Source organism: Bacteroides intestinalis DSM 17393 (genome assembly GCF_000172175.1).
Classification (GTDB): Bacteria; Bacteroidota; Bacteroidia; order Bacteroidales; family Bacteroidaceae; genus Bacteroides; species Bacteroides intestinalis.
Genome location: NZ_ABJL02000007.1, coordinates 555,951 through 579,372, shown reverse-complemented (window position 1 = coordinate 579,372; position 23,422 = coordinate 555,951). Strand labels below are relative to the sequence as shown.

The 23,422-nt window shown below is 44.3% G+C and carries 14 protein-coding genes; 8 read left to right on the top strand and 6 right to left on the bottom strand.

Features of this window, described 5'->3' with window-relative positions; all coding sequences use genetic code 11:
• The first annotated feature begins 4 nt into the window (after window positions 1–4).
• The 6 genes from BACINT_RS06140 (at window position 5) to uxuA (ending at window position 11,290) form a co-directional block, all read left to right on the top strand.
• Window positions 5–1,054 carry a DUF4466 family protein gene (locus tag BACINT_RS06140; RefSeq protein WP_007661429.1) on the top strand — a complete coding sequence of 350 codons (1,050 nt, stop codon included), beginning with the start codon at window positions 5–7 and terminating at the stop codon, window positions 1,052–1,054.
• Window positions 1,055–1,064: 10 nt separating this feature from the next.
• Window positions 1,065–4,043 carry a glycosyl hydrolase family 28-related protein gene (locus BACINT_RS06135; protein ID WP_044154906.1) on the top strand — a complete coding sequence of 993 codons (2,979 nt, stop codon included), beginning with the start codon at window positions 1,065–1,067 and terminating at the stop codon, window positions 4,041–4,043.
• A gap of 50 nt (window positions 4,044–4,093) precedes the next feature.
• Window positions 4,094–6,769: a glycoside hydrolase family 2 TIM barrel-domain containing protein gene (locus tag BACINT_RS06130; protein ID WP_007661425.1), complete on the top strand. Its 2,676-nt coding sequence runs from the start codon at window positions 4,094–4,096 to the stop codon at window positions 6,767–6,769.
• 18 nt (window positions 6,770–6,787) lie between these two features.
• The gene (locus BACINT_RS06125; protein WP_007661422.1) at window positions 6,788–9,121 is read left to right on the top strand and encodes an alginate lyase family protein; all 2,334 of its coding nucleotides are present in this window, start codon (window positions 6,788–6,790) and stop codon (window positions 9,119–9,121) included.
• Window positions 9,122–9,237: 116 nt separating this feature from the next.
• The gene (locus BACINT_RS06120; RefSeq protein WP_007661421.1) at window positions 9,238–10,047 is read left to right on the top strand and encodes an SDR family oxidoreductase; all 810 of its coding nucleotides are present in this window, start codon (window positions 9,238–9,240) and stop codon (window positions 10,045–10,047) included.
• A 67-nt stretch (window positions 10,048–10,114) separates the two neighbouring features.
• Window positions 10,115–11,290: a mannonate dehydratase gene (gene uxuA / locus BACINT_RS06115; RefSeq protein WP_007661419.1), complete on the top strand. Its 1,176-nt coding sequence runs from the start codon at window positions 10,115–10,117 to the stop codon at window positions 11,288–11,290.
• Window positions 11,291–11,404: 114 nt separating this feature from the next.
• Here uxuA and BACINT_RS06110 read toward each other — a convergent pair whose 3' ends face one another.
• Window positions 11,405–11,857: a DUF4469 domain-containing protein gene (locus BACINT_RS06110; RefSeq protein WP_007661417.1), complete on the bottom strand. Its 453-nt coding sequence runs from the start codon at window positions 11,855–11,857 to the stop codon at window positions 11,405–11,407.
• 251 nt (window positions 11,858–12,108) lie between these two features.
• On the opposite strand from BACINT_RS06110, the gene BACINT_RS06105 reads away from it, so the two are divergent.
• Complete coding sequence (locus BACINT_RS06105) at window positions 12,109–13,068, top strand: hypothetical protein (RefSeq protein WP_007661415.1); 960 nt, start codon at window positions 12,109–12,111, stop codon at window positions 13,066–13,068.
• Between the two features lie 240 nt (window positions 13,069–13,308).
• Window positions 13,309–14,271, top strand: coding sequence for a hypothetical protein (locus BACINT_RS06100; RefSeq protein ID WP_021967866.1), 963 nt, complete (start codon window positions 13,309–13,311; stop codon window positions 14,269–14,271).
• Between the two features lie 86 nt (window positions 14,272–14,357).
• Here the strand turns inward: BACINT_RS06100 and BACINT_RS06095 are convergent, their stop codons facing one another.
• From BACINT_RS06095 to BACINT_RS06075, 5 genes are all read right to left on the bottom strand, one after another.
• Window positions 14,358–17,597: a fimbrial protein gene (locus BACINT_RS06095; RefSeq protein ID WP_007661411.1), complete on the bottom strand. Its 3,240-nt coding sequence runs from the start codon at window positions 17,595–17,597 to the stop codon at window positions 14,358–14,360.
• 25 nt (window positions 17,598–17,622) lie between these two features.
• Window positions 17,623–19,242: a fimbrillin family protein gene (locus BACINT_RS06090; RefSeq protein ID WP_007661410.1), complete on the bottom strand. Its 1,620-nt coding sequence runs from the start codon at window positions 19,240–19,242 to the stop codon at window positions 17,623–17,625.
• Window positions 19,243–19,286: 44 nt separating this feature from the next.
• Complete coding sequence (locus BACINT_RS06085) at window positions 19,287–20,390, bottom strand: fimbrial protein (protein ID WP_007661408.1); 1,104 nt, start codon at window positions 20,388–20,390, stop codon at window positions 19,287–19,289.
• A 2-nt stretch (window positions 20,391–20,392) separates the two neighbouring features.
• Entirely contained in the window at window positions 20,393–21,391 is a 999-nt protein-coding gene (locus BACINT_RS06080; RefSeq protein WP_044154904.1) for a FimB/Mfa2 family fimbrial subunit, read from the bottom strand.
• A gap of 308 nt (window positions 21,392–21,699) precedes the next feature.
• Window positions 21,700–23,418 carry an Mfa1 family fimbria major subunit gene (locus tag BACINT_RS06075; protein WP_007661405.1) on the bottom strand — a complete coding sequence of 573 codons (1,719 nt, stop codon included), beginning with the start codon at window positions 23,416–23,418 and terminating at the stop codon, window positions 21,700–21,702.
• Between the last annotated feature and the right edge of the window lie 4 nt (window positions 23,419–23,422).

Here is a 23,422-nt window from a genome sequence, read left to right as displayed (position 1 = left end):
ATTTATGAAACTACTGAAATATGTAATGCTGTCTGCCATTGCACTTTCCTGTTTTTCATGTAGCGATGACGATGATTCTACGCTGAGAAACGATCTGATTAAAAAGACAGTTGCTCCTGCTATCGCAGGTGAAAAAATAGAGTTCGCTTATGCCATGGGTGCCCAGATGGGACAGTTGGGTCAAGCCGAAGCAAGGGCTTCTATCTCAGGAGCCGAAGGTACAGGATTTGAGCTCAACTCCTGGTTCACTGCAAGAAACAAACTGGTGGTAAATGGAGTGACGTATCAGGCAGGGGATGATGTTCCAGTACAAACAGTAAAGGACGCTTCCACGAATGGTGCCACATCTACTGCCACTATGATGGATAAAGTAGATGAACACTATATGAATCCGGCAGTGGCTTTCGGTACCAGCCAAGCATCACTGATCGCTGCTACTGTACGCTATGCATACGTGGTACCTGCAGAAGCTAAAGGAAAGAATATCTCTTTCACTTTCTCATCAACTTCCAGCACAGGCGCCAAGGCTTCTTACAGTACCCCGTCTTACCCTGTTTCTAAGATGGACATGAAACGACTCATTGAATTGGGTAATGAAGGAGCCTGTTATTTCTCTATTGAAGACATGAAAGCTTATACAAAAGAAGAAGTAACCACCCAAAGTCTGGCAAACAAAATCGACTTTATTTACATTTATCAGGCCAAATTGAATGGCTACGATTATAAGCATTCATTCGTATCGCCAGGTACCGACCCGAAATACATTGCTATTGCAGGAATTGTTCCTGCCGGAGCCACCAATAAGACCCCTATGGAAAAACGTGCCAATGTACGTGACGCACAGCTGAAAGGTGAAGCGCCCAATGTTTACATTGACGATGTTGACTTCCAGAGTTTGGATCTCGGCGCGGCAGTTGATTATGCGTTGACATTCAGTAAGGATGACGGTGCATTTATGCAAACAGCAAATGGCAAGTATGCCGCTTATGTATATGTGAACAAAATTGATGATAGTGGTAAAATGACGGTTAGCATCAAACGTTACCCGTTGTAATCTCATGCACATGAATCGTATCAGAATCCATATTTTCTTTTTAATTGTGATCCTCGCAGGAGGAATACAAGCTCAAAATCCCCGGTCGGTCTTCACCGACCGACCGGGGGACTCTGCAGCCGTATATTTTACTCCGGAATACTTCCCTATCAAACCAGATGGAAGCACGGACGTATCTGATGCTCTGCAAGAAGCACTGAATACCGCCAAACATAAAGAATCGGGTTGCGGTATTCTTTTTGTACCCGAAGGAGTTTATAAACTTAGTAAAACGATATATATACCTTCAGGGGTACGTCTCATTGGATATGGGACCAAACGTCCGGTATTCGTCCTTGGTAAAAATTCACCCGGCTTCCAAGAAGTGACGCATGAAACAAATAAAGGAAAGTATCTTTTCTGGTTCATCAGCGGGAACTACCGTTCTGAACGTCCAGTGAGTGACGCTAATGCCGGAACTTTTTATAGTTCGTTACTAAATGCAGATATTCGTATTGAAGATGGGAATCCGAATGCTTCAGGAATTCGCGCCCATTTTGCCCAGCATTGTTCCATCTCCAATGTGACGATTCACGTAGGAAAAGGACGTGCAGGAATTGTAGATGCAGGTAATCATCTGGAAAACGTATCCGTCTTTGGAGGAGAATATGGTATTGATACGGATAAATCAGCCCCGGGATGGCCCATTATGTTGCTCAACAGTTATTTTGAAGGACAGCGTAAAAGTGCGATCCTGACTAATGAAGGTGGATTGACTATCGTACGCATGAAAGTAAAGAATGTACCCGTAGCTGTAGAGATTAAAGAAAATGCACCCGATCGCCTGTTTATGGAAGATTGCATCTTTGAAAATGTAAAACGAACGGGACTCATTCTGACGGATGCAGGCAATGCAGCTACACAAATCAATCTTCGGGGTATACAGTGCAAAAATGTTCCGGTATTTTCTCTGGAACGTTCTACAAATGAACAGGTATCCGGTAAGGGAAAGGCTTACCAGATTACTCGTTTCACTTATGGCTTCAATGCCAACAGCCTCGAAGATATTCCCCAGATAGTACGTGAAGCTGAAATCGTACCTATCGAAAGTATCATCCCACTGGATGTCGGTGATACTCCAATGCTTCCCACAATGAATCATTGGGTTAATATCCGGGATTTGGGTGCCAAAGGAGACGGTTTTAGTGATGACACGGAAATCTTCCGGGAAGCCATAAAGAAATATACGAATATCTATATTCCGCAAGGCTGGTATGTGGTCAAAGATCCATTAGTTTTAGAGCCGAATACAAATATAATCGGGCTACACCCCGGAACCACCATCCTGCTAACATTAGGCGGTAATCCTGCATTTAGTGGCTTTGGCGCACCTCAGGCACAGTTAACGACTCCGAAAGGAGGTACTAATATCGTATGTGGTATCTTCCTCAACGCTGATGCATATAATTATCGGGCTGTAAATTGTAAATGGATGGCAGGTGAAGGTTCGTACTTATACGATGTAAAATTCAGCGGACATGATAAGAACCGCTTCTTCTATAACGGGCAAAGTGCAGCCAATCCATTAGAAAAGCCTATGCCTGTAACCCCGGAAACTCATGACCTGATAACCCGTGCCTGGGATAACCAGCATTGGAGTTTATGGATAACTAATGGAGGCGGAGGTACTTTCCGGGATTTATGGACGGCTAACGAATATAGCTCGGCAGGTCTTTATGTGAGCCATACTGAAACGCCCGGACGCATCTATGGAATGTCGCTGGAACATCACTTACGTAATGAAGCGATCTTTCGCAACGTTGCCAACTGGAAAATCTATGATTTTCAGTTTGAGGTAGAAGCTGAAGGTGTCGACACACAGCCATTGGATTTGATTGATTGCCGGAACCTGACTTTCGCTAATTTCTATTCTTACCGTGTATCACGTATGTTGAAGTCTTATCCATCGGCCATACGCACCTGGAATTGCAAAGATATTGAATTTCTCAATCTGCATAATTATGCCCATGCCCGCGCGAAGTTTACGTCCAATGCCAGTCTGTATGATGTAAATAGCCGGCATGAAGCACGTCGTTGGGAACTGGCACGATTGCAACTGACAGGTAAAGAGAAGCGAAAATACTCATTGAACAATGTAATAGGAAAAGCTGAGATTATAGTCACCGGCTTTGAATTTATTGACGGATTGACCAAAGACAGCCAGGGCAATATCTATTTCTGCGAGTATCGCATACGACGTATCTACAAACTGGATATTAAAAGTGGGCAAGTGACTTCCATTGCCGATTTCCCTTGGAATGCAGTGGCACTGACCTGTGATACGCAGGACAACCTGATTGTTGTCACCAAATACATATCCCAACCCGGTTATAAAAACGATGATACACGCAATGACAACCAGCCATTATTCGGATGGCGTGGATCGGGTGGCTTATGGGGATTCACCTATGTTCCCAAGCTTTATTCAATCCGCCCTGAAAATGCAGATGATAGCTTTCAGGTACTTCCTTTAGTAGACATGTCACAAGTACAGAAGCCTCAGAAGGTATGTTATTTAGCCAACCGGACTATTACCCAAAATGAATATTACGGTGGTAGAAAACCAACTCACTGCTTTGTGGCTCCGGATGGAGTAACTATTATTCCATATTATGAAGACCTGTTCCGTTGTTCATCTATAGTGGAAGCCGTTCCGGGAGAAACAATCTATACACTGGATGAGTATCACCAACGAGTTATTCATTCGGAAACAGATGCCCAAGGTTTCTTACAACATAGTCATGTATTTGCAGATGGAGGTGACCGTAGTGTAGTAACAGACCAAACCGGCAATGTATATGTAGCAAACGGAGATATCTCTATTTTCGATTCTACAAGCAAACCTATAGGAACAATAGAGGTGCCCGAACGCCCGACATCCTTATTGATAAGCGGGGATAAGCTCTATATTACAGCAATATCCTCACTTTATCAAGTAAGATTAAAATAACAAGTTTTTCCCATCCAGACTAAGTTAGCAATAAGGTTAATTATCTTACCATGAAAAAGAAAGAAAACACATCCAGACAGACAGCTTTCCACAGGATAGCTACTACCGCCCTATCTCTATTATTCCTGACAACTGTACAGGCACAACGAGAAAGTAAAACCATCAATGACAGCTGGAAATTCTTACAAGGAGAATGCCCTACAGCAATAGATAGTGCTTTCAATGATGCAAACTGGACATCCGTCCATCTGCCACATACCTGGAATACGGATGCTTACACTGAAAAGGATTACTATCGGGGAACAGGCTGGTATCGCCGGCAAATATCAATACCGCAAAGTTGGAAAGAAAAACAGATATTTCTAAAACTGGATGCTGCCAGCAAAGCAGCCACCATTTATATCAATGGGAAAAAGGTAGGTGAACATACCGGAGGATATACCGCCTGCACACTCGATATTACCCCATTTTGCTCATTGAATACTCCCAACTCTCTTGCTGTTTGTGTAGATAATTCCCGTCAGGATATCCCTCCTATTTCAGGTGACTTTACATTCTTTGGCGGCATATATCGGGATGTATGGCTCACAGCTGTCTCGAAACAACATTTCCATCTGACGAATTATGGCTCGGAAGGAATTTTCATCAGTACCCCCAAGGTATCCGAGGAAAAAGGAACAATACTTATCCGTGGAGATATAAAGAATGACGCTACCCAGAAAGCATTACTCGAACTGGAACACATCATATATCACCCTAATGGAAGCATTGCCCAGAGCCTGAAACAGTCCATACAAATCAAGGCCGGAGAACAGTATTCTTTCCGTTCTGAGACCTCTCCAATCTTATCTCCTCAGTTATGGACTCCGGAAACACCTCATCTTTACAGAGTGGAAAGTATCCTACGTGATAAAAAGACTAAAACGGTTCTTGACCAAAGTAACCACTATACCGGCTTCCGCTGGTTTAGTTTTGATGGTGAAAGAGGATTCTCCCTCAACGGAAAGCCTTATAAGCTACGTGGCATTTGCCGTCACCAGGACCAGAAACCTATTGGGGTGGCACTAACGGATGAAATGCATCGTCGCGACATAAAATTGATGAAGGAAATGGGAGCCAACTTCATCCGTATCTCTCACTATCCACAAGATGACGCTTTACTGGAAATGTGCGATAAACTCGGCATGTTAGCTTGGGAAGAAATACCCATCATTGACATTGTACCCGATACCCCCGGTTATACGGAAAACTGTGAACGAAATCTGCGGGAGATGATACGCCAGCATTATAATCATCCCTCAATCATCACCTGGGGATATATGAACGAAATCTTACTCGTCACTCAACGACTCTATAAAAAAGAAGAAGAATTAAAGCCCATACTGGAACGAACACTGGCACTGGCCAATCGACTGGAAGTAGTGTTAAAAGAAGAAGATACAACCCGCGTCAGCACTATGGCATTCCATGGTAGCAATAGCTATAACGAAGTTGGCTTAGGCAGTATTACCGATATTGTCGGCTGGAATCTTTACCAAGGCTGGTATGGAGGTAACCTCACCGGATTCGAACAGTATCTGGAAGAACAACACAAAAAGTATCCTTCCCACCCCATGATTGTCAGCGAATACGGTGCAGGATCTGACAAGCGCTTACATTCGCTACAACCTCATGCATTTGATTTCAGTATCGAATACCAGCAGAAGTATCTGGAGCATTACTTGCCTGTACTGGAGGAAACATCTTACATCTGTGGTGGAACACACTGGAATTTCATCGATTTCTCTTCCGCATTGCGTGATGAGTCTATGCCACGGATCAACAATAAAGGATTGGTATACTCAAACCGCACTCCTAAAGATATATACTATTATTATAAAGCTGCCTGGCGTCAAGACATTCCAGTATTACATATCGCCAGCCGCGACTGGACACATCGTTCCGGTATACAGCATGGGAAAGAGCCGGTCATATTACCGGTTAAAATATATACTAACCTTCCTGAAGTAGAGCTTTTTATTGATGGGAAGTCTTTGGGCAAACAGAAAACCAAGAATTTTGCAGTAACATTTGAGGTGCCATTCTGCCAAAAAGAACACTTTATCGCTGCTAAAGCAGAAAATAGAAAAGCCGTCCAAGATATCTCTTTTGTAGAAGACGGAATCCGCTTAAACTTTACCCCTATCCCTGCAAATTTAAATGGAACAAATCTACGGGACTTAGAACTTGCCATCAATGTAGGAAGTTATTGTTTCTATACTTCTGACGAAAGTAATCTCACCTGGCTGCCCGATCAGCCTTATACTGAAAATGGCTGGGGATATATTGGCGGAGAAAGTAAAAGTAGCCAGATACAAATAAAGAATACCAATGACGGACCTCTATTTCAGACTCTTCGCAACGGAATTGAAGGCTACCGTTTCGATGTTCCCAACGGAGTTTATGAAATAGAATTTCTTTTTACAGATATATTCCGCGAGAATGCAACAACAGTCTACCAATTAGGTCGTAATTCTGATGTGGAAAACCGTGAAAACAGATTCGACATAATAATCAATGATCAAACTATCGAAGAAAGCTTTTCCTCTTGTCGCGAAAGTGATTATTTTCATGCTCTGCGGAAAAGATACAATATTACAAACTTTCGGAATAAAATTGAAATACGCTTCTCTGTTCGGAATGGAAAAAGCTTTCTGAACGGTATAAAACTCAGGAAACTTTATTAACTTCAAAACAAAAACACCATGAGAGTCAGAATTAACTTAGTCATTACCTGTTTATTACTTGCAGTAGGCCATATTCATGCACAATCTATTTGGGATGGAGCACATCTGCAAAAAGTAAAACAATCATTACATCAACCTTACTTCTCTACCACATATCAAGAGTTGGTAGCAGAAGCTGAAAAATTGCTGGATGTACAACCTCTATCCGTCGTGATGAAAGAGAAGACGCCCGGCAGCGGAGATAAACACGATTACATGAGTCAGGCACGCTATTATTGGCCCGATCCCTCCAAACCTGACGGTCTACCCTACATCAGCCGTGACGGTGAGTCGAACCCGGAACTGAATAAGCTGGATCGAAACCGTCTTGGAGCAACTGCCCAGCGCGTCACCACTCTTGCACTTGCGTGGTATTTCAGCAATGACGAGAAGTATGCCCAAAAGGCTACTGAACTGATTCGTGTATGGTTCTTTAATAAAGATACGCGCATGAACCCGAATTTGGAATATGCCCAGATGATACCGGGACATCATAACAACAAAGGCCGCTGTTATGGTGTCATCGATACTTATTCGTTCGTTGAGATGCTGGATGCCGTACAACTATTGGAGAAGTCGAAGGCTTTCACACCCAAAGACAGTAAACAACTGAAAGCATGGTTTGGCAAACTGCTGACATGGATACTGAATAGTCCGCAAGGACAGGAAGAAGCTAATCAGGCTAATAACCACAGTACAGCACATGATGCACAAGTTATTGCTTTCGCCCTATATGCAGGGAATGTGAAAGTGGCACAGGAAGTCATCAATGCTATCCCCCAAAGACGTATCTTCACTCAGATCGAGCCGGATGGCAGGCAACCACATGAGTTGCGCCGTACCCTTGCATTTGGCTATTCACAGTTCAATCTGTCCCATTTCATCGATATTTTTCTTATGGCTCAGAAGATTGGTATTTCAATTGATAACGCCACATCAACGGACGGCCGCAATTTCTACAAGGCAATGGACTTCTTAGCCCCATACGTTGGCAAAGATGTAAAAGACTGGCCCTACCAGCAAATCAGCGAATGGGATTACAAACAACAAGAATTCTGCAAAGACCTGTACCGTGTTTTCCTGTTAAATCCGGAACGTACAGACTATCTGAAACTTTATAGAGCACATCGCACCATTGATTGGAAGGATCGTTTCAATCTATTGTGGGTAAAACCTGATGATGTAGACAATGCATATGCTTTTGCTTGTGGCCAACTGCAATTTGCCATGAAATGTGCAAATAAGGCCAGAAAAGAAGCTGAGAATCAATGCAAACACCGCGTAATTCCCCGGAGTATCAACAAAGACGGTTCACTGCGAATGATACATCCGCACGACTGGTGTTCGGGCTTCTTCACCGGTTCATTATGGCAAGTATATGCTTATACAAACGATGATTTCTGGCGTCAGGAAGCTATCAGCAATACCTGGATGATAGAAGAGGCTAAGTGGCACAAAGGTACTCACGACCTGGGTTTCATGATGAACAATAGCTTTGGCAAAGCTTATCAACTAACAGGTGAACGTTCTTATAAAGATGTAGTATTACAAAGCGCCAAGACTTTGATTACCCGCTACAATGACAAAGTAAAGAGCATTCGTTCATGGGATCATAACCGTGATAAATGGAAGTATCCCGTCATCATCGACAACCTGATGAACCTGGAAATGCTATTCTGGGCTACCCAAGAAACCGGCGATTCCATCTACTGGAAAATTGCTGTAAACCATGCCAATACTACCATGAAGAATCATTTCCGTCCGGATTACTCTTCATATCATGTAGTAGATTACGACCCCGAAACAGGAGAAGTGCGTGCCAAACAGACAGCACAAGGCTATGCCGATGATTCTTTCTGGAGCCGTGGACAAGCATGGGGATTATACGGATGTACCATGTGCTATCGTTTCACAAAGAATCCAGCCTATCTACAACAGGCACGCCATATTGCAGACTTCTTTTTTGGCTTACCGAACCTGCCGGAAGACTTTATTCCTTACTGGGATATGAAAGCGCCTGGTATTCCCAACGTCCCCCGCGATGCCTCTGCTGCTGCCATCATGGCTTCAGCCCTGTACGAACTCCGGACCTATGTTTCAGCAGAAGATAGCAACCGTTATCAAAGCATTGCCGACAAGATCGTAGATAGCCTCAACAAACACTACCAAGCTGAACCGGAAACAAACTATGGCTTCCTGTTGCTACACTCCACCGGACACCATCCGGGAGGTGATGAAATCGATGTTCCTCTCAACTATGCAGACTATTATTACCTGGAAGCATTGGCCAGAAAAGACGCTTTTAAGCAATAATTAATACTTTTTGATATAGGAGTTCACCTTTTTGAGACGTTTGTTATAGTAAACAAGCTACTTTTCCACTATTTTTGTAGCACAGAGATTTAGAATAAACTTATAAATGAAAAGACATGAAAAACTTATTCGACATTAAAGACAAAGTGATTATCGTTACCGGCGGTTGCGGTATCCTGGGTAAAAGTATTGCTAACTATCTTGCAGAACAAGGTGCCAAAATCGTAATCCTTGACCGTGTAGAAGAAATTGGTAAGGAACTGGAAGCAGAACTCAGTCAAAAGACAGAAGCTATGTTCCTTGTAACAGACGTTCTGAATAAAGAAATATTAGAAGAAAACAAAAAAGCGATCCTGAAACGTTTCGGCACCATCGATATATTACTGAATGCCGCAGGTGGGAATATGCCTGGTGCTACTATCGCCCCGGATAAAACGATTCTCGACCTGGAAGTAGATGCTTTCAGAAAAGTAGTAGACCTGAACCTTTTCGGTACGGTATTGCCTACAATGGCATTTGTAGACGTGATGGCAAAGAATAAAAAAGGAGTTATCGTAAACTTCTGCTCTGAATCAGCTCTGCGCCCTCTTACACGTGTGGTAGGATATGGTTCTGCCAAAGCTGCCATAGCCAACTATACCCGTTATATGGCTACGGAACTGGCCACTAAATTCAGTCCTGAGCTTCGTGTAAATGCTATTGTTCCGGGCTTCCTGCTAACAAACCAGAACCGTGCCCTGTTGACTAACCCGGACGGGTCTTATACCGACCGTGCAAAGACCATCATCGCCCACACCCCATGCGGACGTTTTGCCGAACCGGAAGAATTGTTCGGAACCATCCACTACCTCATCAGCGATGCTTCCAGCTTCGTAACGGGTGCCTTGTCTGTAGTAGACGGTGGTTTTGACGCTTTCTCTATCTAACACTTACAAAGTGAATAGAATATGAAACACTTACGTAGTACAAATCAATAAATCAAGCCTATTCATTATGATATTATGTGAACAAACCTGGCGCTGGTACGGTCCTAACGATCCGGTCAGCCTGTGGGACATCAAACAAGCCGGTGCAACCGGTATCGTGAACGCCCTGCACCACATCCCCAATGGCGAAGTATGGACAGTAGAAGAAATCATGAAACGCAAAGAAATGATCGAAGCTGTCGGTCTGCGCTGGTCTGTAGTAGAAAGCGTACCTGTACATGAGCATATCAAAACCCAGACGGGAGAATTCCAGAAATACATTGATAACTATAAAGAAAGCCTGCGCAACCTCGGCAAGTGTGGCGTGAACATCGTAACTTACAACTTCATGCCCGTACTGGACTGGACGCGTACCGATCTCGCTTATGAACTGCCTGATGGTAGCCGCGCCCTGCGCTTCGAACGTGCCGCTTTCATTGCTTTCGACCTTTTCTTGTTAAAGCGTCCCGGTGCTGAAAATGACTACACCGACGAAGAAAAAGCAAAGGCAAAAGCCCGCTTCGAACAAATGACGGATGCCGACAAGCAACTACTCGTTCGCAACATGATTGCCGGACTGCCCGGTTCGGAAGAGAGCTTCACACTGGAACAATTCCAGCAAGAGCTTGATCGCTATAAAGACATCACTCCGGAAAAGTTGCGTGCCAACCTGATTTATTTTCTGCAAGAAATCACTCCTGTTGCCGATGAAGCCGGTGTAGAGTTGGTTATCCATCCGGACGATCCTCCTTGTTCTATCCTTGGATTGCCGCGTATCATGAGCAGTGCTGCCGATTTCCAGGCATTGATTGACGCTGTTCCTAATAAGAGCAATGGTCTTTGTCTCTGTACCGGTTCTCTCGGAGTCAGCAGTTCCAACGATCTGGAAGGTATGATGAAACAGTTCGGTGACCGCATTAACTTCGTACACTTCCGCAGCACACAGCGCGATGCAGAAGGTAATTTCTACGAAGCCAACCATCTGGAAGGTGATGTAGACATGTACCACGTTATGAAAGCTTTCCTCGAATTACAGCAAAAAAGACAAGTATCCATTCCTATGCGTCCCGACCACGGCCACCAGATGGTAGACGACCTGAAGAAGAAAACCAATCCGGGATACTCCTGCATCGGTCGCCTGCGCGGATTAGCAGAATTAAGAGGTTTGGAAATGGGTATAGCAAAATCTATCCTCAAAGAATAGATTCTCAAACCACATAGTTCAGAATAAAATAATAAGGGTATGCCTAAGGAGAAAAGCACATCTCCGGCATACCCTTCGCTCATTTCATAGAGAACTTAAATCAAAATAGAGAGCTTATATCAAATCACTGCAACTCCTTCTGGCAAACAAACTTGCATATCTCTCTTCAAGCACTTTCAACCTTATTGGCAAGGTATAAGTAAAGTCAATCTTCCCACCTGCGTGAATCATCATTATCGGAGAATATTCTCCCGGCTCCAAAACAGGCAGGATCACCAACACCTCTGTGTCAGTATACTTAAACACTCTTTTCACATGTATCAATGTGCCCTTATCGGAGACGGGAGAAAGCCCCAAGTAAATTGTTCCAAGCGAAGATAGACACAGATTCTCACCTGTAATTACGACCGGCGCATTCGGGGTAATAGTTCCATCACGCAAGCCCGTCAATGGATCATATACATCTTTGATAACAGGAACTTTCTTTCCAAAAATCATTGGATATTCATTCCTTTCCTGATTCTTATGATGCCACTCAACCGCTATTTTTTTTCTATCTTTCGTCATCTATCCTATTCCATTTTAGTTAATCATTACAGTCTCCTAAACTGCACTACAAAATTACACCGCAATCCATATACTTTTGTGACAAGAAAAAGAAAGATCAAGCACTCAGACTTTCTATATATGACGATTCTAATCAATCGCAGCACCTTTTTCGGAAATGGGATACTTCTAAAAATAAATGTTACGATTTTCGAAACAAGTAGCCCTCCAAAAGTGTTAAATAGACAAACCTCTAACTCAGAAAGAAGATTATGATAACAAACGAGTTAAACACAGGATTAGTTAATGCCGTCAGAGAGAAACTCCCATCCAAAGAAAATCTTGCCAATACTTTAATGGATATTCTTTATATAGGTAAAGAAGCTATCTACCGCCGACTCCGCGGTGAGGTACCTTTCACGCTGACCGAAGCAGCCATTATATCCCGGAAACTGGGCATATCGCTGGATAAGATGATAGGCGTGAGCTTCCAGAACAATGCCGTATTCGACATGAATATAGTGGATAGCAGCCAGCCGCTCGAAACTTACTACTCCATCCTGGAAAAGCAGGTGAAGCTGTTCCGGAAAGTGAAAGAAGAAGAGAACTCGGAGATCGGGACTTCATCCAACATCATTCCGCTCACCCTCTCATTGAACTATAATATGCTCTCCAAATTCCGGCTATTCAAATGGATGTATCAGAATCAAAACATTAAGTGCAGGCACTTTGAAGAAATGGAAATCCCGCAGCAAATAGTGGATAAGCAAAAGGAGTATGCCCATGCAGTAGCTCATATCCGTTCCGTAGATTACATCTGGGATAATATGATTTTCAGCCATCTGGTCAATGACATCCAGTACTTCTGCGACGTACACCTCATATCCGATGAAGACAAGAACCTCCTTAAGGAGGAACTGCTCTTGGTGGTGAACGACCTGGAAGAACTGGCCGCCCGTGGAAAAAGCAAGACGGGCAACGACGTCAAAATTTATATTTCAAATATCAACTTCGAGGCTACTTACAGTTATCTGGAGACGGACACAATACAGCTCAGCCTGATCCGAATATATTCCATCAATTCCATCACTACACAGGATAGCGAAATGTTCCGCGGCCTGAAGGAGTGGATTCAGTCATTAAAGAAGTTCTCCACTCTAATATCGGAAAGCGGTGAGATGCAACGTATTCAATTCTTTAAACAACAGCGAGAAATTATCGACACATTGTAACCACTCTTTCCGTATAATGCAATTGTTCACGCAATTATTCTCTAATATCGAAAACAGATAGAACTCCTATCTGTTTTTTTTCATCATTCAACCATTCACTATCCTATTCTTTTCAAATAGAAAATACCCGCGTTTTCTTCACATGATTTCAATCACAAAAGTTCCATTAACAAGCTCTATATTTGTATATGTCACAAATTCGACCTATGACATTTGATTATTAACAAAAAAGAAGAGGCTATGGCAAAGAATTACATTGTAAAAGAGTTGATTAATGAAATGAAGGAGAGGATTCCCCAAGGGCAGAACTTAGCCAATTATCTGACAGATACGTTATATATGGGGAAAGAAGCCGTATACCGCAGATTGCGAGGAGAAGTCGCATTTACCTTTGATGAAATAGCCGTAATTTCTCATAACCTGGGCATCTCCATCGACCAGATTATCGGAAATCATCTATCGAACCGAGTCACTTTCGACCTGAACTTACTGCACTCGCCCAACCTATATGAAAGTTACCATGAAATCGTTGAGCGCTATCTGCGGATTTTCAGTTCAATGAAAGAGGATGGCAACGCCGAAATATATTCTGCGACGAATACTATTCCTTTCACTCTCTACTCGTCTTATGAGTATCTGTCCAAATTCCGTCTGTGCCGGTGGATTTATCAGAATGGGAAAGTGAAGACTCCGAATTCTCTAAGTGATATGCATGTACCTGAGAAAATAATTACCGCTCACAAGAAGTTAAGCGAGGGACTGAAGAGACCCAGAAAGACTTTCTTCATATGGGATAGCGACATCTTCCAATCTTTTGTGAAGGAAATAAAGTATTTTGCAGGGCTGAACTTGATATCCACTTCGGACGTGATGTATATGAAGAATGAGTTGCAACAATTGCTCATCGACTTGGAACACTTATCGGTGAAGGGGGAATATAGTGAGGGACACGAGTTATTCATCTACCTGTCGAACATTGATTTTGAAGCAACCTATACATATGTGAGTAACAAGGATTTCCAAATCAGTCTTTTCAGGGTGTATTCTATCAACTCTATGGACTCGCAAAGTCCGCAGATTTGCCAGATGCAGAAGAACTGGATTCAGTCTTTGAAAAGACATTCTACATTGATTTCGGGAAGTGGAGAGGCGCAGAGAATTGCTTTTCTAGAGAAGCAGAAGAGTTTTATTGAGACGCTATAAAAAGAAGCAGCGTCGAAGTAGCATGAAAATGAGCTGTATCAGAATACTTATTTAAGTTATTTCTGATACAGCTCATTTAGTTAGTCTTATGGTATTGACGTTACTGTCCTCACGCAACGGTGCCAAGCCCAGTTCGTCGATCCCCCCTCTGTCCATGCACTAAACTCATTACGCTGACGGGCCTCAGTCCAGTTATATCCAACTAACCAATAGTTACCTTCCCGTTCGGTCAACGCCCAATGCACAGCAGCCATTTTCTGATAATCGGTTCCCCAATTTATCTTACTACCGAAACCTTGATTATCGGGACTAAGGAGCGATCCTCCCAAACTGTGAACCAAATACAACTCACGCTGGGTGGGCAGACGCCAGCCATTCCCCTTAGCCTCGCATGCAGCTTTTGCCTCCGGCCAGGTCTTACCGTAAACACTGGTATTCTCTATCTGAAACATCGGAGCAACCTTGTTCATCGCTTCAGTCTTATCCGGAGTTACCCCTGAAGCAAGCAACGCCGAAGGGTCCACTCCTCCATTCGCATCTTGGGAAACAACAGTGACCCCTGAAGTACCCACTGAGATATAAGGGTACTTTGTTGTCCCGCTATTGCCGTTATCTCTCACACAGCGAAAATAATTGGTGGTAGATCCGGATTGCGGATACCCTACCGTAAAGCCCAGTTCAAAATATGCACCAGGATTTCCTTCCGAATAATAGGACGAGGACCAGTAGTTGCCACTCCAGTTTCGATACCATCCCTGTATATCCTGCTGATACCCAGCATTGCTTCCTGTTGCATCACCACCCACAGCATCCAGATAGGCAAATGATAGTAGCAGCTCACTTGCAGTGGGCAGACGCCAGCCATCACCTATGTTTTCACATATAGTTTGTGCATCGGCAACACTTGCCTTACGTCCCTCATACTGATCACCCGTAACAAGAAGTCGATTGTCGTGCCGGATCGGATAAAGATAGAAAAGAGGATCGCCGGCAGCCGTATAGGACTTCTTCTCGGACACCATCTGAAGATCAATCGTGCTATAGAAAGGAAAATGCGCATCCGCCACTGTATGCATTACGTTCCTGAACGTAATTCTTATTGTTCCGTTTTTCCCCTCTTTCCACTTTCCGGGATTGAGTTTTAATCTAAAGTCATATCCACGGTTCACAACATCATTTCCATTGCCATTATTATCAGGATCTACAATTGATTCCAGATACATCTTCGGTTCTGCATTTGTTCTGCCCACTACTATATCATTATCCACGTCGGGCCGGATTAATCCGGTACCGTCATCACCGATAACATCCAGTATCTCGACATTCTCAATTGCCCAGTTATTATTAACAAACAGTTGCAGATATTGCTCCGCACCTAAATGTACTTTATAGGTGCGGCTATTGCCAAGAGTAGAGTAATATCGGAATGAGAACTGCAATTCGCCCTGATTGATGGGAAGGAATACTTGATTAAGGTAGCTGCCGTCCTTATCAAACAGATTGAAAACAAGGTTATCCCAACGCCACCACCAGCCATCTGTATTCTCACTGGTTCCATCACCCGCGCGCCTCGGATTGGGCTGTACGGTAAACGCTTGTACTTTTTCAGTGAATGCCCTCCTGCTATCTCTATACAATTGTGGGATCAGACCACCGGCAGGATACTGGATTCTGGCTTGCTCCACACTCCCATAAAGCTGAACGTCAATCTTATCCACAGAAAACATTACATATACCGTCTGCGCCTCAATAGGAAGATCATCACTGTCAGGGTTTCTGATCGGGAAGAAAAGGCCATTTTCCAGTTCATTCCCGTATGCATCGACAAATTTGATAATCCCCGGGTCTATCACTCCCTGCGTCACTTTAATATCGTAAGTCAACCGGCCGGCTGTCAGAGTGACGGTCGCCGTGCGGGTGGTTCCGATGATTCCATTATGATAATAAGGAATTCTCAGCAAAAGTTGTGTATCCTCGTTCGCAACACCTGACGCTGTAGCCGTTCCCCCGGAAAAACCAAGCCAATCGCTCCCTTCCGTAACAGTAGCCTTCCAGCCACTGGGGTGGTCTGTAAAGACGTTGATAGAGTAACCGTTGTTCTGGTGCTGCGTCACACAGATTTCCGATTCACCCACACCAAGCATATACTGTCCGTTGTAGACTACGTCCTTGACCTTCTCCCGGTCATAGTGTATCACCCGGAACTTAAGATTGGACATGACTGTATAGGATGCCAGTGCCTCACTGAAACTTTCATAGCCAATGCCCGAAGCTTCCGTTACGGTAATGATGTATTTATAGTTTCGCTTCAAAGACAGATATTCAACTTCCTCTCCTGTTTCTCCTGTTTTTGTGAAATCCACGCGGTAGAAAGTTGATTTACCGCTACCGATCTTTCCCTTCACAATCAGGCAAACAGCTTCCTTACGGCTCAAAGCTCCATCTTGTCCCACACCACCGGCATCCACTGCAGCAGGTGCCTCGAATGTATAAATCTCTCCGTTATAGGATGTGTTTCCACCCACGGAATAAAGGATTGCATTCCCTTCATCCGTCTTTTTGCCACCGTCGGCCGGAAGGTTCAGAACATCCGAAGCCGGGTCACCAACCTTTCCGTCCGCATCCCATGCCGGAGCAATGTATCCTGTGGTATTGTAATTGGCCAGATAAACCTCCTCCACCATAAAGTTAGATGCGGAATTACGGATGTCGATACGCGCCAACATACGCTTCATATTGATGCCGGTTATCGGATTCATCGAAGGAGCAATTTTCGCTATTTCCTTCTCGCCGTACATAGGAATCCGTGTGTAACCATCAGCCGAGGAACCGTCTGCCGTCCATTTGCCGATGTGTGTGTGAAGCAGATCTTCCATCGCCTCAACTTTAGTGGTTTCTCCTTTCCTGAATTCCGATGCAATACCGTCAAGTTCCCTATTCGCCACAACCACGATACAGGTTGATGCGGTAGTGGGAGAAAGTACGGCAGAGAAATTCACCGTAGAGTTATTATTAGCCAAATCCTGTGTAACTCCCGTGCCACTAACCCATTCCAAAAATACCGCAGGTGTTTTTGACGTATCAAAAACAAGTATATCCACGGTCTTTATTTCATCTTCTTTCTTGGCTGCTCCCGTTCCGGTCATTGTACGTGAAGATACAGATGGCATTTCAATGTCGGGAACCGTCAGAGTGAACTGGACACCATTTCCTGTTTGAGGAGGTTTTGACTCAAACTCCTCTTGCACACAACCAGTAAGCCACACTAATACCAACAGGGCGGCCAAAAGAAAGTTCTTTCTAAATATTGAGGTCTTATATTGCATATTTTTATTTCCTTTCTTATAGATATCATATACTCGGTACAGTCAATTCTACCAGTATATCCGGATTGTCTCCGTTTGTATTGCTCAGTGTAAGCGTGGCCTTCTTACCGGGCACAGCGTTCGCCTTGAAGTAGAAATAAACCGCACCTCCACTCTTACCTACTGACTCTATTATAGTTTCAGTATTGAGCAGAATATTATCAGTATCATCCACTTGGGTTATTTTCCACTCCCACCAACCCGGATTGCCCGAGGTAAAAACAATCTTGCGACGTTGCATGATCCCGGTTCCTCCATCACTGTTATCCAGTTGTACATCATAGTTCATCCACGCTCCGTCTTCTTTCCATTGCTGTAAAGCCACCAAGTGATGCAGATTGCCTGCATTAATATAAAATCTCGTCCACCGTTCTTCTCCGGTGCCGGAATTAAATTCGGGTATTGAGACATTGACATTATAGGTATACACACCTTCCAAAAAGGATATCTGTGTCATACTGACCGTTGCCCAATCTTCCATACCATTCAGTTCTAATGTCGCACCCGGACCATAGCCTATAGACGGTTCCGCATCATAGTTCGTTTTCACTTCTATGTTGACAGTGGCAGCATCACCGGCTGTCTGCACCTTGGTCTGCGACAATTTAAGATAATACTGCTTGTCAAAAATCACATTCACCGGACTCTCGTCCCACTCAAGCGGAGTGGCTGATAGCTGATAGTTCTCGTTCGATATTGTGAGGTTATAGTTAATATATTCCCCTGATTCCCAAGAGTGTGGATTGGCATAAATAATATCCTTAAGCAGGAATTCCCGTTCGCCAAAATTGGTAGTAATAACGATCTTGGCAGTCGCGAGGAAGTCTTTGGCATCAGTGGGCAACATGAGAAACGCACCACCAAGCAGAGCGGCCTCTTCAGTCACCATATTATTGTCGGCGAGAGTAGAAGCAACGTTGCCCGTCGTGACGTCGCTCCACACGAAAACAGGCTTGTTATGTTCGGTAGTGACAGCCGGTATATTGGGAATAGTAAGCTTCCCACTTTTCCCTACATTTTGGAACTCTATCTTTTTGATGGTTACCATATCGGGCACCGGATCTACCTTTTTAAACGTGAAGGTAACCTTGGTCAACGTGTGGTAGAAATGTATGCTTACACCTGTACCCCATGCAGGCTCCGACAGGGCTGCCAGTACATCAACGTGACGGGCGGCATCGGTATGTGCCGTATAACTCAGTACCATCTGCTTAGGATCGGAAAAGTTCGCAGTGGGTGCATCAGTACCACTGTATGGATACCACGAAAAGAACTTCATGCTGGCACCCAGCAACGCCGGCCAATATTGCTCAGGCGATATGGTTGCCGTGAGGTCGGGGTTCACTCCGGCGCTTGCATTGAAGTATTGTTCCGGAGCAGATGAGGCAGGCGTCAGGGAAGCAAAAAAGCCGAAAGTCTCCCCTTTCAGATCAGTATTCGAAGAGATAACCGTACTACGGGTTCCGGCGTTTCCACCTTCTCCGATACGTTGCACGACAATCAACTTCCCACACGGCATCATCTCTTCGCCGATACACGAAAAGAGAATGAACGGAAGGATAGCCGCCATTACAGTCATCTTGATAATATTTCTAAACTTTATCATCGTAATTTCTTTTCCGACATAAACAAAACATCCAGTGAAATGTATTATAAATCCATATTCAAATCGATGTTTTTTACTTCACCCCAGTCTTCCACCGTTATCGTCAATATCTGAATACCGATTTTCCCTACCCGGGCCGTTATCTGATACACATTATTCCTCCGTATTTCCGTAAAAGGTTGTGCTACTGGGGTCCCTTTATCATCAACCTTTGTTATTGTCTCTATCACTATCCCAGTTACTCCGGTGACATCCGGAGGTCCCTTCAGGACGTTGGTCATGCTGACAGCCAACCGGTCGGAATAGTCCGGTCTGAACATGCGCTCGGCAACATAGAACGAACTAAGCAGTTTCCGGTTCTTAGCTCCGGTAGCAGACGAATATGCCCACATTTCCGAGGTTGCCGCCGTCCAGGTTTCCGTTAATAAGTCACCGTCCGGTACGTTGCCCTTCACTTTCCCGAAATTTTTCGAAGGATTAGCATTATCGCGTGTACCATTCGCCTCGTTTCCCATCACAAAATAGCTGTCACGGGTGAAATTGTGCAAAGTGACACTGGTGCTGCCGGCAGTATATCCGGTCATCGCTCCACCATCTATGGCTTCGAGAAATATATCTACCCGGGCAACGGCACGTTCAATAACCATTTTTACGGCCTTGGTTTGATCGGGCACTACAGATATACCCCGCATCACGCCTGTCATGGGCATCCCAGTCGTAGAAACAATCTCGCCATCACCGTCCAGTATGGTAGCAATGTTATAGTTTATCTCTCGCAATTGCGACGGACTGGCGACGCTGTTGAGAGCATATGTAAGTCCCTGCGGTTCGTTGGCAACAACCATAACTATCATATCATCATCGGGAGTCACCTTGAGAACCTGTGCGGTAATGTCAGTGGCCGTGCCCGGAGTATCCAACCGGATGAGTTCATTCACATTCAGTTTCACATCACCGGACGCGTTACTGAATACGACGAACCGGATGGTTTTTATCTCCTCCTGCCGGTCTGCATCCCCATCGTCCACCAAACTGATGCTAAGCTGCGCCCGGGTAAGCAGGGGTAGCTCGTCGGCAACATCACTGCTGCACGAGAACAAAAGGGCTGTGAATGCCAGATATATGATATATAATAGTCTTTTTATCATTCTTAAATTTCAATTCCATGAAGCCAGTAAATCCAAGTGCCTACCACAAGTCCGATCTGGATAAATTCTCCTCCTCCGGGCTTCTCGGTGACAGTGAATATCAGGTTCCATTCGCTCTGGCGGTCAAGGTATTCTTGGAAAGGAAGTTCTGTTCCGTCATGACGGGAAGTCGGTCGGGCAATACTCAGCAACTTCATCAGGTCGTAGCTCCATATTTTGGCTCCGGTATCCGCATTTTTTATAATGAACTGGTAATCCCATCCATCCCTGTTGAACAGGCGCATGGTGTTGAGACGTGCGGATACAAACACGTCGGAAGTTTCTCCCTGACCTGTATAATGAGGCACGTAATGAACCGGTCCTTGGTGTGTAGGTTCGTTCTCCCAAGAATAGGTTGCACTTTCCGGTGCCTGAATTTCAAAAGTATATTGTGTTCCGTTCTTTTGGCCTTCTCCATACTTCATCAAGGCGATATTAAACCGATTAGTATTGCGTATCAGGTTTACCGGGTAAACCTTGTGGTCGGTATTGGAGGGCAAATGGTCCACCTTCACCACTTCGCTGAAGTAGAGATGTTGAAACTCAAAGTCTACAACATCCGATGCACGCTTCAAGGCTACAGTGAGCTGCTGAAGGGTTGTTGTTCCCGGAACCAGTTCACGGCCTGCATTGTCCAAAGCCTGAAAGTTGTCAGACAAACTGCCAACGGTCAGCACCTTGTAGTTTCCGAAATCGAGTTCATTGGTCAGCGACATCCGATTGCCGCCAATCAGTGCGGTAGCCTCGGCTCTTTTGGAAAAGAGTAGTTTGTCATCGCTGCCGAACACGAATACATCCACCGATTTGACCTGCGGGTTGAATGCGTCCGCATATTCCATATTATAGTCGAATGTAAATTCCAGCCAAAGTTCACACCGGGGCAAGTCTTCGCGTATAGTATCACACGAGGCTATACACAGCATCGAGGCGACGACAAGGAACAACTTAGTTTTTCCGAACATATCTTTTTTCTTTTTAGGGGGCAGCATTGTTTTAACTGCCGTTTATATTGTCAGAGGACATGTTTAGTGACCTCCGGTTACTTTCACTTTTAGGGGCGCTTCTCTATATTCATACTATTCTGAGTGCGCAAAGGGGCAGTGCTGTTTTTGGAAAGCCTGTCACCGGCTCGTTTTTAGGTTTTCTGGCGGTCAGTTCCGCACGAGATAATTTTCTTAATATAGGGAGATAATAATATGAGTTCGATATAAGCAAAAATACCCTCCTCTCAGTAGGAGGATACTTTTGCTTATGACGAACTTACACTATATTAGATTTCGAAACCGGTTTCCCAGTATACCCACGGAGCAACTTCAATGTCGAAAGCAAGGAATCCAGGCTTTTCATCAATTGGATCTTCCGGATCGGGATCTTCTGGTCCTTCGTTGGGGTACCACGGCGTACCGGAACCATTAACTTTGTTCAAAGTGAGGTTATACCAGTTATTACGCACCACACCATATTTACCGAAGTACATGTATTCGTCGTCGGTATTGTCATGGCGGATTTCGTAATAGTAATAGTTCACGCTCTTCGGATACCACTTGATGCACTTTTCTATTTTCACGATTTCACCACCATCTGAGATGTTATCAAGATGGGTATCCTGGGCAAGGCTTGCAAAATCAGCGATTGTAGTAGACAAAGCAGCTTCTACTGCATCTAAGAAATTCTCACAAGCTGTCATAAACAATGCTTCTTCAGGGTAGAAAAGCTTCGCGTTAGCTGCTGCCTCAGACTCGGATTCTCCTGCTAATTTCAGTTCTGCAGCCTTAGCGTCAATCGCGGATTTAGCATTGCTATAAGCTGTCTGAAGATCTGAAAGTTGCTTATAATTTACACCGGCGAACGAGAACCAGTCGTTTCCAAGTGTATAGTCCTTTGGAGCATATTTTGCTTTAATCACTACACGCGTAGCTGCACCAAACTTCTGGTCAGCATCAGCCATTGTGTTCTCAATACAATATTCAGCAGTCGGAGCCGGAGTGGTGCTTGCAAGTTTCCAAGTAACAATGGGTTCACGATTAACAAGTGCATTTTTAGTAATCCCAACTCTATGATCGGGAGACTTGAAATTCGGGTCCGTAGTGTAGAAGTTATTTTCATAAAAAACTGTAGCGTGGGTTGCCTTAGTCGTAGACTTCTCTGCAAACGGATAGAAAGTACTGTTGTAATAGTCGAGTGTCCAACCGGTAAATTCAAATGTTGCACCAGCAGGCAATACTTCCGGGCCGCCACTCTTAACAGCTACTTCTACTTTTGCAGCCAAGCGTTCAATCTGAAGCGATGCTCTGTTTGCTGTTTTTTCAGCTTCCTCTTTGGCGGCAGTTTCATCTTTAATAGCAGCGCCATCAACAGAAATAACATTATCTTTTACGTAGAGCAGACATCCCTCGTTCCACTTATCACCACTTTTATCGTAGGAACCGGCATTAATCATTGTGAAACCAGCACCTGCGACCGCAGGATCGGCGATTTCGCCTACAAGTGTTTCGGGTTTGCTACCACTTGCAAGAGTTAGATTAATGGCTACATTGATATCATCGTACGAAGCACCGGCAGCCAAATTACCCAATCGTGCTTTCATTGCCGTACCCGGATTAACAATAACGAGCAGATACTCAGTACTGGCACTTACCATAATTGCATCTGTCGTACCTTGGTTACCACTAGCCTGTAATGATAAATCTCCTGAGCCCAGAATGGTAACAGGATTCTTTTTGGCATGGTGTACCAGTCTCTTTTGGCTGTCGAATGTAATAATATAAAGAGAGTTAACCGTACCCTCTTCCCCAACAGGGCCTTTCTCTTCAGAACTCCCGGCAACAGCACGAGTACCCGGCTTTTGGGTAGGTAAGGTGATCCGTAACGACATGTAGGCCACATCCAAATCGGGATTCTGTACAATAGAATCGGCCTCATCCGTTGAACAACTTGCCAATGCCGCAATAGCCAGCAACGACACTAAAATTGATTTAATCTTTAGCATAATA

Coding starts and splice junctions, on each gene's coding strand:
- BACINT_RS06140 (WP_007661429.1), top strand. CDS start 5: ATGAAACTACTGAAATATGTAATGCTGTCTGCCATTGCACTTTCCTGT.
- BACINT_RS06135 (WP_044154906.1), top strand. CDS start 1,065: ATGAATCGTATCAGAATCCATATTTTCTTTTTAATTGTGATCCTCGCA.
- BACINT_RS06130 (WP_007661425.1), top strand. CDS start 4,094: ATGAAAAAGAAAGAAAACACATCCAGACAGACAGCTTTCCACAGGATA.
- BACINT_RS06125 (WP_007661422.1), top strand. CDS start 6,788: ATGAGAGTCAGAATTAACTTAGTCATTACCTGTTTATTACTTGCAGTA.
- BACINT_RS06120 (WP_007661421.1), top strand. CDS start 9,238: ATGAAAAACTTATTCGACATTAAAGACAAAGTGATTATCGTTACCGGC.
- uxuA (WP_007661419.1), top strand. CDS start 10,115: ATGATATTATGTGAACAAACCTGGCGCTGGTACGGTCCTAACGATCCG.
- BACINT_RS06110 (WP_007661417.1), bottom strand. CDS start 11,857: ATGACGAAAGATAGAAAAAAAATAGCGGTTGAGTGGCATCATAAGAAT.
- BACINT_RS06105 (WP_007661415.1), top strand. CDS start 12,109: ATGATAACAAACGAGTTAAACACAGGATTAGTTAATGCCGTCAGAGAG.
- BACINT_RS06100 (WP_021967866.1), top strand. CDS start 13,309: ATGGCAAAGAATTACATTGTAAAAGAGTTGATTAATGAAATGAAGGAG.
- BACINT_RS06095 (WP_007661411.1), bottom strand. CDS start 17,597: ATGCAATATAAGACCTCAATATTTAGAAAGAACTTTCTTTTGGCCGCC.
- BACINT_RS06090 (WP_007661410.1), bottom strand. CDS start 19,242: ATGATAAAGTTTAGAAATATTATCAAGATGACTGTAATGGCGGCTATC.
- BACINT_RS06085 (WP_007661408.1), bottom strand. CDS start 20,390: ATGATAAAAAGACTATTATATATCATATATCTGGCATTCACAGCCCTT.
- BACINT_RS06080 (WP_044154904.1), bottom strand. CDS start 21,391: ATGTTCGGAAAAACTAAGTTGTTCCTTGTCGTCGCCTCGATGCTGTGT.
- BACINT_RS06075 (WP_007661405.1), bottom strand. CDS start 23,418: ATGCTAAAGATTAAATCAATTTTAGTGTCGTTGCTGGCTATTGCGGCA.